Source organism: Staphylococcus caledonicus (assembly GCF_016238465.1).
Lineage (GTDB): Bacteria > Bacillota > Bacilli > Staphylococcales > Staphylococcaceae > Staphylococcus > Staphylococcus caledonicus.
Genome location: NZ_JABTXV010000001.1, coordinates 505,610 through 523,375, shown reverse-complemented (window position 1 = coordinate 523,375; position 17,766 = coordinate 505,610). Strand labels below are relative to the sequence as shown.

The window sequence follows — 17,766 nt, the reverse complement described above, 5'->3', positions numbered from 1 at the left end:
ATTTTTGGTTTAAATTAGATAGTTTACTCTCCATATTCAAATAATTTAATTTTTTTATATTCATAATCATATATATAATACATTTCATTATTCTTAAGTGTTTTTTCATTAGCCTTATAACGAACTTTAATCAGTTCTTGCTCACTTATACTCATACCTATAAATGTATTATTCACAATTTCCTTTAATAATTTAACATGGGAATTAAAACCTCCAATTGTTTCTTGATACATTCCAAAGACAATTGGTATAACATTATTCTTGGGTCCATCTAAAAAAATAGTTTTTATCTCATCATTATTTGGCGCTACAATATTTATAAATTCTATATAATCCGGAATTATAACTATCCAATTTTTCTGTGGTTTTACATTTTTTATAAAGTTAACTAATTCGTTTTTAAAATCTATAATATCTTTCTTTTCAATGCAGTATAAATAATTTTCATAGTCTGTTTTTTTCAACATATTTTTTACATCTAACGTTGCAATCTCATATTTATTAGAGACTATATTCAATTGTTTCTCCAATAAATTTAAACCATTATCTATATCCATAGGTTTAACAGAAGTAAAAACATTAGTTTTAGTTAAATCTAATCCAACTGGTTCAACATTTTCATAATCCAATCCTAACGGTAATTTATTGTCTTCTAGAATAATTTTTTCAAAGTCGTATTTAGCTTTTAAATCTTCATAAAGCGTTTTGTCTGGCATCATAGGAATATTTGTAGGATAATCACCAATATAATATTCATTCATTTGAGCAATTTCATCTTTAATACAACTATTATAGGTTTGTCCTTCTTTAACTTCGTATGGTTGAGCAATTTGGAATTGTGTGAAGTTGTCATCATTTATGGCTGCACGTCCTTTAATATCTTTGACTCCTTTTTTATATGAGCCAATGATATTTGTTAATTCGTTATTTTCAAATAAATACAGTGCGATTCGAGTCTTAATATTAGTGAATATAGATGACTTAATGGCGCTTGATCTAGAACCTGTCAAGATAATGTAGACACCTAATGCTAGACCTTCTCTCGTAACTTTAGCCATCAATTCTTCATAGTCTTCGACAAAAGGTGATTCTTTCACTGTGTCATAGTTATCAATGATGATAAAGATATTGGGCACTGTTTCACCTGTTACTTTGTTGTATTGATCTATGTTAATCACACGTTGTTGACTTAATAACTTCTTACGTTCAGCAATAATTTGATGGATTCTCTTAATCGATTTTGAAATTTTATCTTCTTGGTCAACAGTGAAGTAATCTGCGACGTGTGGAACGTCACTGACAGGCATTAAACCATTTGTACCAAAATCGAACAAATATATATGTGCTTGATTTGGTCGATAGTGTCGTGCCAAATCAAAGATAACATTGTGTAAGAAGGTCGTACGTCCGTATCCAGGGCTACCAATTAATGCAATATGACCTGCTTGTTTTAACTTTAATGTCATTGGTCCCTGATATTGATTTTCTGGTACATCTTTCAATCCTAATGTTAATTCGACTTCTTTAGGTTGGTCTGACCATAATTTGTTGAAATCTGTTTCAGTTAACTCTGCTTGATATACCTTCTCAGGTAATGGTGGTAACCAAGGTCGTTTAATATCTGGTATATTTAAACGCTCTGTAATATCCTCAATATGATCAATCACTGCTTCGAGTTCTGTTTGTGTTTCAGTTGGTTTTTCATGCTCTAACCCACTTAAGTCTTTGTTGATAGGTTGTAATTGACCATAATCATTAATCATATAGATTGTTTTATCTTCATTATCTAATGATTCACCTTCGTTATCGCATGTTGCACCACTCCATGCTGATTGGAATAATTCATAAATTTCATTATTACCGACTTGTAAGTACGCACGTCCTGGTAATGTGATATCAGCTGCGTCAGGTGTTTTTAAAATTTCATTACTGTCTTGTCTATCGTGTACTTTCAAGGCAATCTTGAATTTAGAGTTAGACCATATTTGGTCATCAACAACACCAGATGGTTTTTGTGTCGCTAAGATCAAATGAATACCTAAAGAACGACCAATACGTGCTGTTGAAACGAGTTCTTTCATAAAATCAGGTTGTTCTGATTTCAATTCAGCAAATTCATCGGAAATAATAAATAAATGTGGCATGGGTTCAGTTGCTATGCCTTCTTTAAATAGCTTGTGATATTGATTGATATGGTTTACATCATGCTCTCCAAATAATCTTTGACGTTTACGCAATTCGGCTTTTATTGATGTCAAAGCTCGCATCGCTTCGTCACCATCTAAATTCGTAATCGTCCCTACTAAATGTTTGAGATCTTTGAACAAATTCGCCATACCCCCACCTTTATAGTCAATTAATAGGAATGCGACTTCATGTGGGTGGAAATTCACTGTAAGAGACAAGATATAAGACTGTATAATTTCTGATTTACCAGAACCTGTTGTACCTGCGATTAAACCATGCGGTCCATGCGCTTTTTCATGTAAGTTAAGAGATAATACATCGTCTTTTCCTCTTACACCTAAAGGTACTGCCATTGTTTTATATGTTTCATTTTGCTGCCAACGATTAACAACATCTAATTCATTAACTTCATTGACATCATACATTTGTAAAAATGTAATACTATCTGGTATGGCATTCTTCATATGTTCAATATGATTAAGATTAGCAATTCGACGTGCAATATATTCTTTATCAATTCCATCAATCTTTTCCGGCATGAATTTCAATTGCACTAATTCTTCTTCTTTCATAATAAGTTCGCCTTCAGTTCTAGATTTAATATCTATTATTGTTTCCACGTGTTCTGGCAAACTTTCAATAACGTCTTCTACAAATACTAATGAAATACCATATTCTGATAAATCTTGATTTACATATTCTAAAATAACGTGATCTATAATGAGTGACATATCAGTAATCACAAATACTAAATGTGGTGTGAATATAATTTTTTCATTACTTTTACTTTTTTCTCTTACCGTTTGAATACGCTCTTTAATCATACTGTATACAGAGATCAAAATTTGATCACGTGTACGTTGGTTATATACGAATCCCCTTATATTTAAAGCACTCAATGTCATATGAGGTAACCAACGTGACCAATTAAAGGGGTCACGTTCATCTTCTCTAATCACATATAGTATTTCTACATCATGGTAACTATGGAATGTTGCCAATTGAAGTGTCATCTTCTCTAACTCTTCAATAATCAAATGTCTGGCACCAATATACGCAATTGGACCATGTGCTAAATCATTAATTAATGGCGCTTTTTCAACTTTTTGATAAAATTCATAAAGTTCTTTCGCATCGTCAAATAATTCATCTCTTCTTTGGACAAATTCATCTTCTTGATAATCGACTTTAAAAGATTTTTCAATATTAGCGATACCTAATTTATAATGTAGAAAATCATGATGGTGTGATGTTTTTTCATAAATTCTAGGTGCCTTGTTTTCAACAATATCTTTAATTTCAGGTAATGTTGGATAATGGAAGTTCAAACTAAATCGTTGGTCTTTTATCGCTTTATTGATATCTGATGATTTATCACTAAGATACTTTTTATAATCCTTTTCCCGCTTTTCGACCTCTTCTTTATATTTCTTTTTCTCAGAGAAGTAAGTTGTAATACCAAAGATAATCGTTACGATGCTCATACCAATCATCATAATAATATAAACGCCAATGGGTCTTGCTAAAAAGATAACTACTGTCAATACAATCATCACAAGTGGTGGAATGATAGAACGCCATATCGCAGTATTGTTCTTTTGAATCGGTTGTGGTGGTTTTTCAATTTTAATTGTCTCTGTTGGTTCACGATAAATGATTCTTGGTGAACGATGGTAGTCGTTATAATCATCTGATTGTGAATCTAGTGTATCTTGATTGAGTTTGATTAAATTTGAAATCATTGTTTCGTGGCTCATCATTATCAAGCCGTCTGACTGCACCTCAAACCAAAGATTATCGATATAAATATGATCCCCGATATACGCTCTGCCCCATTTGTCGTTACTAAGTTCATAATTGATGTATAAATCTGAATCATCATTATGTACAAACTGTACATAACCCGTTTGAGCTATTTCAGCGTAATTTTTAATCATAATGACATTCGAAAGTTCAGCAATTTTAATATCATCATAATCATTTGGACCTATGGTTATCACTTTTCGTGTATTTGGGTAAGCATATGAAGCTATGTTTGAGGCATCAAATAGGTTTAATGACACATTGCCATCACTAGACTTTCTTTCTTGCACTTTAAGTATAGAAGAGTGATTGGCTTGCCATGTACCTTGTTCATTCTGTTCTAAATGAATCACACCATTAAAATTGTTTAATGTAATGTCTGATGATATATCTCCGCTAATGATATATGTTTTTTGATTTTTTAAATTCAACATTTTTAATTGATTCTGGTATTCAATAATTAATCGATGCATAGTTAGTACCCCAGTCCTATACTATTTTTTACGTTCTGCTTCTTGACGTTTCTTTTTATCTTTTGCTGCTTGTTCTTTTTGTTTCTTCTCATTCTCTTCTTGCTGTTTTACTTTTCCGTCTTTTTCTTCAGCCTTTTCTTCTTCTTCTTTAGCTTTTTCATCTTTAATTTCTTTTTCTTTATCCAAAATGTCTTGCAATTTGTCATTATATTTTTTCGTTTGTTCAGAACGTTTATCATTAGATAGATCTGAATTATTTTTAATTTCATTCAATTTATTAATTAAAGCTAATTTTGTAATATCGTTATCATCTAGGTATGTGGCAATATTTAAAGCTTCATCTAAATGCCCTTGACCCAACTGCATCCAATACAATAAATAATCTTTATTGGCCTCTGGTGTAATACTATTAAGCAAGTTCTCTTTTTTATCTTTTTCTAATCCCTGCTTGTTTGTTTCAATATAACTTTTCGCATAGATGTAAAGTGCCTCTTTATCAAGATTTTTACTATTTAAATCTTTGTAGTCATTAAGGACTTGTGTATAGTCTGCTTTGACATAAGATTGATATCCTTTTTCAACTTGTTCTTCATTCTTCATAACAAAGAAATATAGATAAGCTAAACAAGCAATTAATGCCACACCAATAATACTCATTGCTATTCCTAACCATTTAAAAATATTGTATTTTCGTTTTCGGACATATGAAAAGTTCTGTGTATAATCTGACTGTTGGTTATTATATTGTTCTGTTAAAAATTGCTTAAGTTCAGACAAATTCTTAGATTGTATAATTTTATTTTCAAAAGGTGTCCCTTTATGTAGTTCTAAATTCCCTTCAACAAGTGCATCGAAATTCACTTTTTGATTAAAAGCTATAATGATTAATGCCTTGTATCTTAAAAGAAAATCATCTTCAGATAACGGTAATGGTTCTACAATATTCTTTAATCCTCTTGTCTTTATGAGTGGGAGTCCATCTTTTGTAAAGTAAAGTTCGTCTGGAGATAAATTAAAGGTATAACGTGTTGCCCTTAGTTCTTCTAATTTCCCAATATTTAATAAATATCTCAGCTTTTCATTTTTGGAAAATTCTTTAATTTTTTCAAAAGAAATATTATGGTCTGTAATATGATAATGCACTTGATAGCTATCACGTAGTTCTGTTAACTCTGCATCAAGAAAGAATGATGCATGTTGTTCTAATAAATACATAAGATGACTTTGTTCTTTCTTAATGGATGTTTTAGGAATTTCTCTCATGTCGCTTCTTTCATGCTTTTTTTATTAGTTTGTTGATTTAGTGGTTCTAAATCATTTAACTCCTTTGTTTTTTTATTAGCCATTTATTTATCTCCCTATAGTAATTTTAATATGTCTCCATCGCCAATTTGATAATCTATCAGTCTATCATTTTCAACTAAAAGTTGATGTTTCGTCATTACTTTAATTCGGTTACTTATGTCACTCAAATGAATATCTAAACTTTCCAATACTAATGGCAATAATGTTTTCATTGGCATGTGTGTCGGTACTGCCAAATCATAGATTCCGTAGTTATAATTCGTAAAATCAAATGTCACTTTTTTATAATGCTTCATTTTTGTCTTCTCCCTCTTTTAATAGAAAATATGACAAACCCAACTGTTAAAAAAGTCCCTATACTCAATAAAATATAAGGAAATACATTTTTCTCCTGCTTATTTTGAATATAAGGACTTTTATCACTCTCCACAGCTTTTTCTGAATTCGTTGGGGAAAACAATACTTTTTTAGTTTCATCCAGGCGAGTATTTTTACTCGCTTGGTTTTGAAACATACTATCTTTTATTTTTTTATTTTTATCTTCTCGTTGCTTTTTCAACTCATCATTTATTTTTTTACTACCTTTATCAAATAAAGTTGTATTATATTTATCTATATCTTTATTTACGTTTTCTTTCTCTTCTTGTTCCACTTGAATATCAAGACTTCCTTTTGGACTATCTGCCGTCAATAAAGTGAGCATTATCAAACTTTCTGTCAACATTTAGATGAGCCTCTCTTTCTTAAAGTGCTTGATAAACATATTAATTACAAATCCAATAATTGCGATAACTGACATTATGATTAATGCCATTCCAACTGGATGCTCTGCATTCAAGAAGTTATATATCATAGTATCTACATAAGATAATGGTGAGAATTTGTTTAACATATGATTTGTATTGAAGTAATTCATCGTAACAAAATAAATACCTAATGTAGTAATCATGATAAACATACCAATCGATTTAAGTTGTCTGAATAAGTAAGTGTTGATTAATACAAATACCACCATTGTGATGATGATCATGAACATAAATTTAACTTTATAACCTGGCATGATGTGATATTGGTTCATAGCAACTAGACCAATAACAACACCCTCTATTAATCCAGTTAAAGTTATGATTGAAGAAATAATTACGTTATTCCACATTCTATTATTTTTACTAAATTCATCTTTAATTAAGTTAAGTTGTCCTTTTGCTCTTTCATAACTGTAGAATACATAAGCCGTCATCATTGCGATTAAATACATCAACAGTACCAAAATCGTAGGAGACATAGTATCTTTATCACCATTATTCGCTAAAACATTTTCCAAATTTTTCTTTTGAATTGGATTACTCATAAAGTCTTTTAATGCGGCATTTTGACGATCTCCATCTTTAGAGTTTTCAAGAACTTTTTCAAAATCTTTAACAAATAGTTGATTCTTTTTGTCATTATTAGACATTTGTTCATTTAAATCATTTGCTCTTGTACCTAGCGCTCTACCGCTCGCATGTAAATTATTAACATTATCATCTAATTGGTTTAACTCTCCACTAATTTGATCTGCATTAGATTTAGAATTTTGTACATCAGATAGTAACTTTGTACTTCGCTCTGACAATTTGCTTACTTGATCGTCTAGATTCGTAGATAATGTTGTAAATTCTTTACTTTTATCCTTATCAATTTTTGGAGACTTAGGTTCTTCACTAAGTGTTTTTTTAGCTTGACTCAGGTCACTAATAAGATTTGAAATATCTTCTTTGTTTTTCTTAATATCATCTTGATTATTCATTACATCTTCAATCATTTTATCTGAAGAATTATCTAAACCATCAATTTGTTTTAATAATTGTGACTTATCATCTTTAAAGTTTTTCATATCATCAATTACTTGATTTACCATCATATCTACAATTGCTTTATTATCAATCGTTGGTTTATCTGGATTTAAATTAGAATCTTTAAAGATATCGTACTGAGACTTGAACTTATCTAATGAACGTAACTGTTGATTTAAGTCTCCACTGATCAATTCACTCTCTAAGTTATAATTGATAGATAAATCTACAACATTCACTCTATCTCGTTCTTCATTCATGCCGTTATTAGCGTTATTTTTCTTATCTGCTTGACCAAATAACACTTGTAATTTCATTGTTTTATCTTTTAAAAATTCAGATTGATATTTTCTATCAGATTTTAATTTAGCTGTACCTTTGATTTCCACATCATATGATTTCTTCGTTGTATCTAATTTAATATCTTGATTTTTTACATCATATTTCTTGCCATTCACATATATATATCCGTCAAAGTCAAAATTAGGATCGGTCGCAATAGTTAATTGGTTGATGTCCCGACTTTTAATCTTTTCATGACGTTCAAATTTCACACCTTCGTTAAGCAACTTAGATGTATCGTCTGCCGTGATTTCACCGTTATAATCTTGTTGTTTAATAAGTTCTTGTGGATGAGCCTTATTATATTCATCTTTGAACTGGTGCACATCATCAAGTATAGATTTATATTCCTGCTTAGCATTTGAGGATAATCCAACATTATCCAAATCTTGTTCAGACATGTTTAAGATATAGTTTTGATCTTGACCGGATTTGTCATTTTCAATGTCGTTTCTTAAATGATTAATCATTGTATCTTGCATTTCTTGTTTGTCGTCTTTAATTTGTTGTAAAGCATCATTGAGTTCTTGATTATCATCTAGTTCTGTCTTCATTGATTTAGTCAATTCTTTTCTATAGTCTTCAACCATCTCGTCAGTAAATGGCGATTCTTGTCTTTTAACGTCATCCTTGACTTTGCTTAGGCGGTCTTCAAATGTTTTCTTATATTCTTCTTTAGATAAATCTTTAGACTCTGCTTGTTTATCGAGTTGACTGTCAATTTGTTTCAAGTGCTTGATATACTCTTCTATGTCAACATTGTCTCGTTGTGATTTATAATCTTCTAATGTTTGCTCCATTGCTGATAAATTTCTTTCAAACCACTCATCATGGTCTTGAACTATAGATGAAACGCTTAAATCATTACTAATATTAAATAAGTTTGAATTACTGCTTAATAGTGAATGATTATATTGTTGTATCCACGTTGTAATACCTTTATTTGCAGTTATAGAATTCACTAGTGTATCTGTGAATAATTCTGGAAAATCGTTTAATGGATTTAATAAATAATCTGCGAAGTTGTTATTAACGTCTTGTTCACGCTTCATAATATCGCCCACATTTTCTTGGGCATTATGTAAATTATCTATAATGCTTGTTAAGTAGATTTCAATTAAATGCTTATTAAAGTCATTAAGTACATCACTTACAACTTTTTCAGTTTCTTTAGCGATATCCTCTTTTTGGCCAACTGCAGTTTTATATTGAATAGACATTTTCGACGGTGTCTTTTTGTCTAATTGCATGGCTAATTTAGAAAATTTTTCTGGAATAACTATCATGACTTGATATTTACCATTCTTCAATCCTGAATCTGCAATGCTACGCGTTACTACTTCAAAATTGTAACTACTCTCTTCTGCTAATTTTTTAATAAATGGATCGCCTAAACTAATCTTCTTTCCATTATATTTAGTTGGTTGATCTTCATTTACAATTGCAATATGTATGTTTTTGCTATTTTTAACTTCTTTTTCATTATTTTCTTCAGCCTGGTTTCCATATTTAAAATGTACCATTGAAATCATTCCTACTATAGCAATGATGATGATTAATATCGCAATAGAAAGATATATCCAATTTTTCTTTTTCATGCTCTTTTCCTTTCATAAAACAATACTATAAGAATGAAGAGGCGAGTCCCTCTATATCATTTTGTAAACTGCTAAATAGTTAATAAATATTGTTTATTAAGCATTTTTAGGTTTTCTCGCCTCAAGAAAATATTATTGTAAACCAAAGTTATTAGATAATTGTTGGTCTTGTTCTTGAACAGCATCAGCTGTGCTGTTTAATTGTTGTTTAATTTCTTCTAATAACTGAGCAAACTTTTCAACTTTAGGACTAAGTTGTTGGAATTGTTCTTCAAAACGGTTAAATGCTTGTCCTTCCCAATTAGCTGAAATTTCACCTTGAGCACGAGTTAAATCAGCTAAAATTTGATGGATTTGTTCTGAACCTTGTCCATAAGCTTGTGATTTTGCTCTGATTTCTTCTGGACTCATCTTAATCATTGCCATAATTAGAAACCTCCTGAAAATTTAATTACATTTCATACAAGATACAGTTAATTGTAAATTTAAAGTATCTTAATTAAATAATATACAACTTATTTTAAAATGTATATACTTATTTTATAAATTTACGAATTTCATTTTAATTAATCTAAGTATTCAGTAGTTTGCGTTTATTTTATTTGTGTTTTAAATTTTGTTTCACTTTTTAGATATTGAAATGTATAATAATAACAAATTATTCAACGTAAAGGATTATTATTTAACTATGAAAAAATTATTATTATTTAGTTTGCCGTTTATAACATTGTTAGGTTCCCTTACTATAAGTACTAATACGTATGCTAAAACTTACAGTAGTATTGAAGAAGCTAAAAAAGAATTTCCAAATGCCGTTTTTAAAACTGATAAAAACAAAGGTACTTTTTCTTTTTCGTATGAAAAAGATAATACAAAGTCAATTTTTAATGTAAATAATCATACTTCTTATCAATCAACTGCTTATAAAATTAATAATCAAACAACTAATCAACCTAATTCTGTACAATTACCATCTCTTCGAAAATCAATATCTAACTTTACTAGTAACCAATTTTCTAAACCTTTACAATCTCAAAATTATACTAATGACCAGAGTAATTCATTAATTAACATCGATGAGTTCCAAACACTAACGCCATCAAATTTAACTAGTCAAAGAAATAATAGAGCTAATTTTATGGACGCAAAAAAGGCTTATCACAAAGATAAGCAAGGAATGATTACTAATATTGATATGGATGAATTCTATAATGAGTTACAAATTATAGAATTTAATGAGAAAGCTAAGAATAATGAGGGGAATCCACTTGCGGTAGGTAATGGGAAAATTGTTGAGCAACCTTTATTCACAAATAAAAATAATTTATATAGCTCAGGTCAGTGTACTTGGTATGTCTTTGATAAAAGATCAAAGGATGGTCACACTATAAGTACTTTTTGGGGAGATGCAAAAAATTGGGCAGGACAAGCATCTAATACTGGTTTTAAAGTCGATCATTTATCAACAAAAGGTTCTATCATGCAAACTATCAATGGACCATATGGTCATGTCGCCTATGTTGAACGTGTTAACAAAGATGGTAGTATATTTATTTCTGAAATGAACTGGATTGCGCCTTATATTGTCTCTACACGTACGATCTCATCTTCAGAGTTTGGCTCATATAATTTCATCCACTGATTAAAATAAAAGCTAACAATTAAACTACTTATTTACTAAAAAAATTGTGAAAGATTTATTTTACTTAAATAGCTCCTTATGAAAATAAATATATTTCTAGTAGCTTAACGATTTAGATATAATCTAAGATCTACCATAATTACATTTTGTCTAAATATTCTTTTGAGTATCATTGGTATATTTAATTTAGTTGTAAGCTGAAATTCCTTTGATATTCCTTAATATTTATTCCATATCATAATCTCATAATTTATAAAATAATAAGTTCTTGTGAATTAGTTAAATTCCATTAAATTTAAATATACATTAACTTATTTAAGAGAGTCTCTTTCTCCGTTTTTCAATTTTTAGACATAATTAGTTACTTTTGTTTTTCGTGCCATAAAAAACTCCCTTCAAAGTTTTCATTTTTTCAACGTCTACTTTGAAGGGAGAGCATCATTTTTTACAATCAATTTGAATTAATATAAAACCTATATATTTTAGTAACTAAATCAAATCATGTTTTTTAATTTCAATAAATATTTTCCTTTTTATATTCAATTTTATAATATTTCATAATCCATTAAAATCTTTACATATCAAACTTATAGTTATATAGGCTGAATTTACATAATTGTTCTTTGCTTAATTATTTATTTTCTTTCTTTTTTAGATGATAAGATTTAAAACAATACGTTTATTAATTTATTTCTATAATAATTATAAATTAATAGTATACCTCATATTATCATCTCCTTTGAAATTAATGTAATGTATAAGTCTATTCTCCCTAGATATACTATTTAAAATATTATTAGCGCAATTATCTAAAATAGATTCTATGAATTCAAATTCTATAAAATTAATTAGAATATCTTGTCTTACTTTATCTCTATAATTATGAACATTTTCAAATATTAATTCTCTTTCCTCACTACTTAAATTAATATAATCTTCTGACACGAACCCAGAATCATCTGTAACATCAATTTGCTTCACGTGATAATACATTCTATTGCATTCATTAAACATTTTTAATAAACTTTGATATAAAATTGGTTTTCCATTATATATTTCTCTATCTTCAAGCAATTCTATAATCGGTTTTGCATAACCATCAATTAATTCTAAAACATTCATTATTCCATTATCCATTATTTTTTCATAAGGCCTATTATCCATAGTATCTACATATAGTAAAAGTTTTGACTCTTGTACACGTTTAGAATGAGCAAATACTTTTATCATTTTAATATTAGTAATTAAATCAACTTTATTACTTGTTTCTTCTGCTATCTCATATTTTTGTTTTTCGTATAATTTCCTAGAATTTTCACCAGATATTTTTGCACCAATGTATGCACCGCCAAATGTTGCAAATAAACCAATAAATGAAATACACGTAGTTAACTTATCTTGAAATTCAATTGCCGATTGTTTAAATAAATAAATACTAAACGCTATTATTATTGTTAATGTTGTGATAACTATCAATTTTTTAGTAATCATTTTATAACCTCTTTTATTTGACTTATGAATTTCTATAAATTTATTTCTATCGCTATATAGAATATCTTTCAACGTAAAAGAACACCACTAAATTATTGTGGCGTTAAAATATATTAAATTATTTACTATTTTTTATAGGCTTTTCTTTTTTCATTTCATTTACTGATTTTTATATTTTTAATAAACTTATTCATCATAAATTTGCATCGCTTAATTATTATTGAGTATAAAACAAATACTAATCTATTTATCTTTTTCTGATTGTTCTTTTTTTATTTCTGACACAGATTTTGAATTTATATTGAGTATTTTATCAAGCTCATCAGAATATGCTATATCTCCCTCAAATTGAAATTCTTCCTTAGATCTTATGCTTGCATTAAATGATAATTTTTTATCATTATTTATATAACCACTTATATCATATCCATCCATTGGGTTTCTTTCTATTTTAGTAAAATGTATTGTCTTATATCCTTTAACGTTATATTTCATAAAAAGCTCAATTCGTTCTTTTTGTCCATTAAAATATTGTTGTTCTTTTTCTTTTTTCTCTTCATATTTCATTTTAAAATAGACTCCTCCTATAATTAATAATATGCTAAGTAGTGTACATAATATTAAAAATATTTTTTTATTCAAATTATCATTCCTTTGAGGTGGCATAATGTATAAATTATATAATAAAGATAACATATATCATGAACTATCTGCTACTTCATATAAATCTAATATTAAATATAATAAAAAATTTAAAATTAAAATTTCTAATAATAATAACCAACTTTTTAAAATTCAAGCTTCTCGTATCGACAAAGGAAATGGATTTCAAGCTATGGCAGTATCTCCTATCAATAGCAATGGTAAAGTAGATAATAGTACAGTTTACATGGTTTACGCTGGTACAAATCTTCAGGAAAATGCTGATTTAGGTACTGATTTAAAGCTTGGCTTTTCAAGCATAATTAATAATCAAATTAAAACAAATCCCAAAGATATAAAGTTATATAATGAATATAAAAACTTAGATAACAAAGTAATCGATTATAAATTCCCTGATAATACTGCTAAAAACTCGCAATTTGATGAAGCAAATATTTGGACTGAATCAGTACTTAAACATGGAAATTATAAGCACATTTATGGAGCAGGGCATAGTTTAGGTGGAACAATAGCCCAAGTAATGGCAGTCATGCATGACTTTAATCAAACCAAAACCTTTTCAGCTCCAAATGGCTATGATATATTGCCCGATAATGTAAAACAAAATTTTGATTCAAAAAAATACGAGAAGAAAATTGTTGATTATACTCACACTTCAGATGCCATCGGTATGTATGACTTAGGAAAAGAAAAAATTGGTATGAATATTTTTGTAGAAGATGTAAAGCGTAAAACGCTTATTGACCAAAATAATCCTATATTCGCACATGGTCTTAACTTTTTTAACTTTGATGGGGATAACGTTAAGATAAAAATTGATTCAAATAAATCACAACATATTGCAGAAAAATTAAACAACAGTTTAAAGGCTATCGATATTGCGATGACTAAACTAGAAGAATATGAAGAAAACACTAAAAGACGTGCTAGACAAATTGAAGAAAAATATAAGAATCAAATTGCATCAGGTAATTACAAATATATACATGTTTCTGACATAGAAAAATACATGGAAGAACTCACTAAGTCAGGTAAGTATGATTTTTATGATAAAAAAGAATTCGATACTACTTTAACTGAATTACATACGCACAAAAAACAAATAGAACAGCTTGCCGAAAAAATTGTAGAAGCAGGTCAATTGATGGAGAATCGTGATAAAGAATTAAGCGAGATGTATCAAATGTTTAAGGAGGATTAGATTTTGACTCTATTTGAAGATTCTGTAAAAGAAATGGAAGAATTAGCGCGTAAAGAAGCTGAATTAGAAAAACTTGACTATTTAAAACATGAGATGAAATCAGATGTTACATCAATGATATCTGAAGAAAATGATACTTTAAAACATTATAATGATTCTTTTGAAGACTTAATTCAAGTTATATTTGAATTAAAAGGAACACTTATTTTTGGTTTTGAAGGTAAAACAGCTGATGCTATGATTAAAACAATGAGTAATTATCATTCAAAAGTTATCGCAGACCAAAAATCAATTGAAGCTTGTATCAGTAGTTGTAGGACATATGACGGATGGTTTTAGAGACTATATTTTTATCTTTCATATATAATACACCCCAAAAATTAGATTTTCAGTCCAACTTTTGGGGTGCATATCATAATTGAATCTCCTTTACGCTTCTAACATTCGCATTATCTATCACTTTTATTTTTTCAATGCTTTATTTCCTATGTCTTTACGGTAGAATAATTGGTCGTTTTCTACGCGTTCAACGTTTTGGTATGCGGCTTTTTGTGCGGCTTCAATCGTTTGTCCTTTTCCAATAGCGAGAAGTACTCTTCCTCCTGAGGTTACAAAGTCATCATTCTCTTTACGTAACCCGCTCACAAAGTACTCATCATTCAACTTGAAGTCTGAGACTTTGGCGCCTTTATTATATGATCCAGGATAGCCTTTAGAAGCTAACATGACGCCGACGACGAAATCATTATGCCATTGGAAGCGAATAGGCTCTTTACGATCTAAAGCGACGATTTGAGCCATTAAATCACTTTCAAGACGGCTTAATAACACTTGTGCTTCCGGATCGCCAAAACGGGCATTAAATTCAATAACTTTAGGTCCTTCTGATGTTAAAATCGCACCAATATATAATAAACCAAAATAGTTATAACCCTCTGCTTTCAACGCTTTAGCAATAGGTTGCGCAATCTCTTGATTCGTGCGATTCAACACGTCTTCGCTAATATGTGGCACTGGACAATATGCACCCATTCCACCCGTATTTGGCCCTTCATCATTATCATAAGCACGCTTATGATCTTGTGCAATACAATCGAACGGCACTGCGTATTCTTCATTAACAAACGTCATTAGCGAGAATTCTTCACCTTCTAAGAATTGTTCGAAAACGACTTTCCCTTGTTCTTCAGGATACACTTCTTCGACCGCTTCGATTGCTTCTTCACGAGTATGGGCGATGATAACGCCTTTACCTGCTGCAAGGCCGTCTTTCTTTACGACGATAGGTAACTCACATGTATTAACGAAATCTAATGCTTCTGTTTTACTGTTTGTTTCTTTATAATCCGCAGTCGGAATATGATATTTAGCCATAAGCTGTTTAGCGAATAATTTAGATCCTTCTATTTGAGCAGCATCTTTATTAGGACCAAAGACTTTAACACCAGCTTCACGTAATTTATCAGGTAGTCCATCGATTAATGGTTGCTCTGGCCCTACGATAACCCACTCAATTTGCTGTTGAGCTACAAAATCCAATATCTTTTCATGTTCATTTTCAGCGATGTCTGAATGTACTTCCGCTAGCGTTACCATCGCATCATTGCCAGGAATAGCATATAATTGTTTAACTAAAGGCGATTGACTCAATTTAGAAACTAATGCATGCTCTCGACCACCAGCACCAATAACTAATACTTTCATTTGAAATACCCCTTTCCATATCTATAGTTTTAATAATTAGTGTTTAAAGTGACGCATGCCTGTCGTTACCATAGCAATGCCATATTTATTTGCCATATCTATAGATTCTTGGTCTTTAATAGAACCACCAGGTTGTATAATGGCTTTAATGCCATGTTGTGCAGCTAATTCAACCGTATCTCCCATTGGGAAAAATCCATCTGAGATTAATGCGACGTTTTCATTGATTTCAATTGCTCGTTCTAACGCAATTTTTGCAGCGCCTACACGATTCATTTGTCCTGCGCCAATACCTACTGTTTGTTTATGATTACTCAAGATGACCGCATTACTTTTTACAGATGGAATAACTTTCCAACCTAATAACATAGCTTCCCATTGATCATCGGTCGGTTCAACTTCAGTCACTACCTTCATCTCTTCTTTAGCAACTTCATAATTATCTTTATCTTGAACTAAATAACCACCTGATACCGATACAAATTCTTCTTCACGTTTATCAACAGTCATATCAATTTCTAATAAACGAATATTTTTCTTTTTCGTTAAAATATCTAATGCTTCATCAGTAAATCTTGGAGCAATAACCACTTCTAAAAAGATTGAATGCAACGTCTCAGCTAGTTCACGTGTGACTGTTCTATTTAAAGCAATAATACCTCCAAAGATCGATTGGTTATCAGCGTCATAAGCGTTTTTAAAGGCGGTTTCAATATTTTCACCTATACCTACACCACATGGATTCATATGCTTAACAGCCACAGCGGCCGCTTCATCGAACTTCTTCACTAAGGCAAGCGCAGAATCGGCATCCTTAATATTGTTATAACTTAATGCTTTACCATGTAACTGTTTTGCCCCAGCAATCGTATGTTTACTTGTAGACGTGCGGACAAAACGAGCTGATTGTTGAGGATTCTCCCCATATCTTAATTGTTCACTATCTCCTTTAAAGAAGCTCACAATCGCATGGTCATATTCATTTGTATGATCAAAGACTTTAATCATTAATTCCTTGCGATAGTCTTCATCTAAACGGTTTTCTTTAATGCGTTCAATTACTTCATTATAGTCAGCTGGATGTACTACTGTAGTGACGTGTTTAAAGTTTTTAGCTGCTGCACGTAACATGGTAGGCCCACCGATATCAATATTTTCAATGGCATCTTCTTCTGTGACATCTGGATTGGCCACTGTTTTTTGAAAAGGATATAAGTTTACGACCACCATATCGATTAAATCAATGTGATGTTCTGATAATTGCTCAAGATGTTCAGGTTTACTACGATCAGCCAAGATACCACCATGTACGGCAGGATGTAACGTTTTTACACGTCCATCCATAATTTCAGGAAATTGAGTTAAATCAGAAACAGATTTGACTGGTACAGCTGCTTCCTCTAAAGCACGTTTCGTTCCACCAGTTGAATATAATTCATAGTCTAAGTTGCTTAACGCCTTAGCAAATTCTACTATTCCACTTTTGTTTGAGACACTTAAAATTGCTTTTTTCATGATTAAC

General features: G+C 30.1%; 12 protein-coding genes and 1 pseudogene. 3 read left to right on the top strand and 10 right to left on the bottom strand.

Translation table 11 applies throughout. The features are described 5' to 3' along the window. Positions 1–23: 23 nt before the first annotated feature. From essC to HS848_RS02590, 6 genes and pseudogenes are all read right to left on the bottom strand, one after another. The gene (gene essC, locus HS848_RS02615) at positions 24–4,463 is read right to left on the bottom strand and encodes a type VII secretion protein EssC (protein ID WP_198611158.1); all 4,440 of its coding nucleotides are present in this window, start codon (positions 4,461–4,463) and stop codon (positions 24–26) included. Between the two features lie 21 nt (positions 4,464–4,484). Next, positions 4,485–5,809: pseudogene (gene essB, locus HS848_RS02610) on the bottom strand (type VII secretion protein EssB). A gap of 12 nt (positions 5,810–5,821) precedes the next feature. Continuing rightward, entirely contained in the window at positions 5,822–6,064 is a 243-nt protein-coding gene (locus HS848_RS02605; protein WP_198611157.1) for an EsaB/YukD family protein, read from the bottom strand. After that, positions 6,061–6,492 (bottom strand): type VII secretion protein EssA, encoded by a 432-nt coding sequence (essA, locus tag HS848_RS02600; RefSeq protein WP_198611156.1) that lies wholly within the window; start codon positions 6,490–6,492, stop codon positions 6,061–6,063. Before essA ends, HS848_RS02605 begins: the two co-directional genes overlap by 4 nt. After that, a complete protein-coding gene (gene esaA, locus HS848_RS02595; RefSeq protein WP_198611155.1) occupies positions 6,493–9,543 on the bottom strand; it encodes a type VII secretion protein EsaA in 3,051 nt (1,016 codons plus the stop codon). Positions 9,544–9,675: 132 nt separating this feature from the next. Continuing rightward, positions 9,676–9,969 carry a WXG100 family type VII secretion target gene (locus HS848_RS02590; RefSeq protein WP_198611154.1) on the bottom strand — a complete coding sequence of 98 codons (294 nt, stop codon included), beginning with the start codon at positions 9,967–9,969 and terminating at the stop codon, positions 9,676–9,678. Between the two features lie 262 nt (positions 9,970–10,231). Here HS848_RS02590 and HS848_RS02585 point away from each other — a divergent pair, with 262 nt between their 5' ends. Then, positions 10,232–11,185, top strand: coding sequence for a CHAP domain-containing protein (locus tag HS848_RS02585; RefSeq protein WP_198611153.1), 954 nt, complete (start codon positions 10,232–10,234; stop codon positions 11,183–11,185). Between the two features lie 702 nt (positions 11,186–11,887). Here the strand turns inward: HS848_RS02585 and HS848_RS02580 are convergent. Together HS848_RS02580 and HS848_RS02575 are read right to left on the bottom strand one after the other, a co-directional pair. Next, complete coding sequence (locus HS848_RS02580; protein WP_198611152.1) at positions 11,888–12,676, bottom strand: hypothetical protein; 789 nt, start codon at positions 12,674–12,676, stop codon at positions 11,888–11,890. Between the two features lie 243 nt (positions 12,677–12,919). Continuing rightward, entirely contained in the window at positions 12,920–13,318 is a 399-nt protein-coding gene (locus tag HS848_RS02575; protein WP_408642057.1) for a DUF1433 domain-containing protein, read from the bottom strand. A 25-nt stretch (positions 13,319–13,343) separates the two neighbouring features. Between HS848_RS02575 and HS848_RS02570 the strand changes: the two genes are divergently transcribed. Next, a complete protein-coding gene (locus tag HS848_RS02570; RefSeq protein WP_198611151.1) occupies positions 13,344–14,540 on the top strand; it encodes an alpha/beta hydrolase family protein in 1,197 nt (398 codons plus the stop codon). Between the two features lie 3 nt (positions 14,541–14,543). Beyond that, positions 14,544–14,879, top strand: a complete 336-nt coding sequence (locus HS848_RS02565; protein ID WP_198611150.1) for a hypothetical protein — start codon at positions 14,544–14,546, stop codon at positions 14,877–14,879. A 123-nt stretch (positions 14,880–15,002) separates the two neighbouring features. Here the strand turns inward: HS848_RS02565 and purD are convergent, their stop codons facing one another. Next, positions 15,003–16,244 (bottom strand): phosphoribosylamine--glycine ligase, encoded by a 1,242-nt coding sequence (gene purD / locus HS848_RS02560; RefSeq protein WP_198611149.1) that lies wholly within the window; start codon positions 16,242–16,244, stop codon positions 15,003–15,005. A 36-nt stretch (positions 16,245–16,280) separates the two neighbouring features. Further along, positions 16,281–17,759: a bifunctional phosphoribosylaminoimidazolecarboxamide formyltransferase/IMP cyclohydrolase gene (purH, locus tag HS848_RS02555; RefSeq protein WP_198611148.1), complete on the bottom strand. Its 1,479-nt coding sequence runs from the start codon at positions 17,757–17,759 to the stop codon at positions 16,281–16,283. Positions 17,760–17,766 lie beyond the last annotated feature (7 nt).

Bases quoted from the DNA above. Each gene is read 5' to 3' on its own strand.
- essC (WP_198611158.1), bottom strand. From the start codon at position 4,463: ATGCATCGATTAATTATTGAATACCAGAATCAATTAAAAATGTTGAAT.
- HS848_RS02605 (WP_198611157.1), bottom strand. From the start codon at position 6,064: ATGAAGCATTATAAAAAAGTGACATTTGATTTTACGAATTATAACTAC.
- essA (WP_198611156.1), bottom strand. From the start codon at position 6,492: ATGTTGACAGAAAGTTTGATAATGCTCACTTTATTGACGGCAGATAGT.
- esaA (WP_198611155.1), bottom strand. From the start codon at position 9,543: ATGAAAAAGAAAAATTGGATATATCTTTCTATTGCGATATTAATCATC.
- HS848_RS02590 (WP_198611154.1), bottom strand. From the start codon at position 9,969: ATGGCAATGATTAAGATGAGTCCAGAAGAAATCAGAGCAAAATCACAA.
- HS848_RS02585 (WP_198611153.1), top strand. From the start codon at position 10,232: ATGAAAAAATTATTATTATTTAGTTTGCCGTTTATAACATTGTTAGGT.
- HS848_RS02580 (WP_198611152.1), bottom strand. From the start codon at position 12,676: ATGATTACTAAAAAATTGATAGTTATCACAACATTAACAATAATAATA.
- HS848_RS02570 (WP_198611151.1), top strand. From the start codon at position 13,344: ATGTATAAATTATATAATAAAGATAACATATATCATGAACTATCTGCT.
- purD (WP_198611149.1), bottom strand. From the start codon at position 16,244: ATGAAAGTATTAGTTATTGGTGCTGGTGGTCGAGAGCATGCATTAGTT.
- purH (WP_198611148.1), bottom strand. From the start codon at position 17,759: ATGAAAAAAGCAATTTTAAGTGTCTCAAACAAAAGTGGAATAGTAGAA.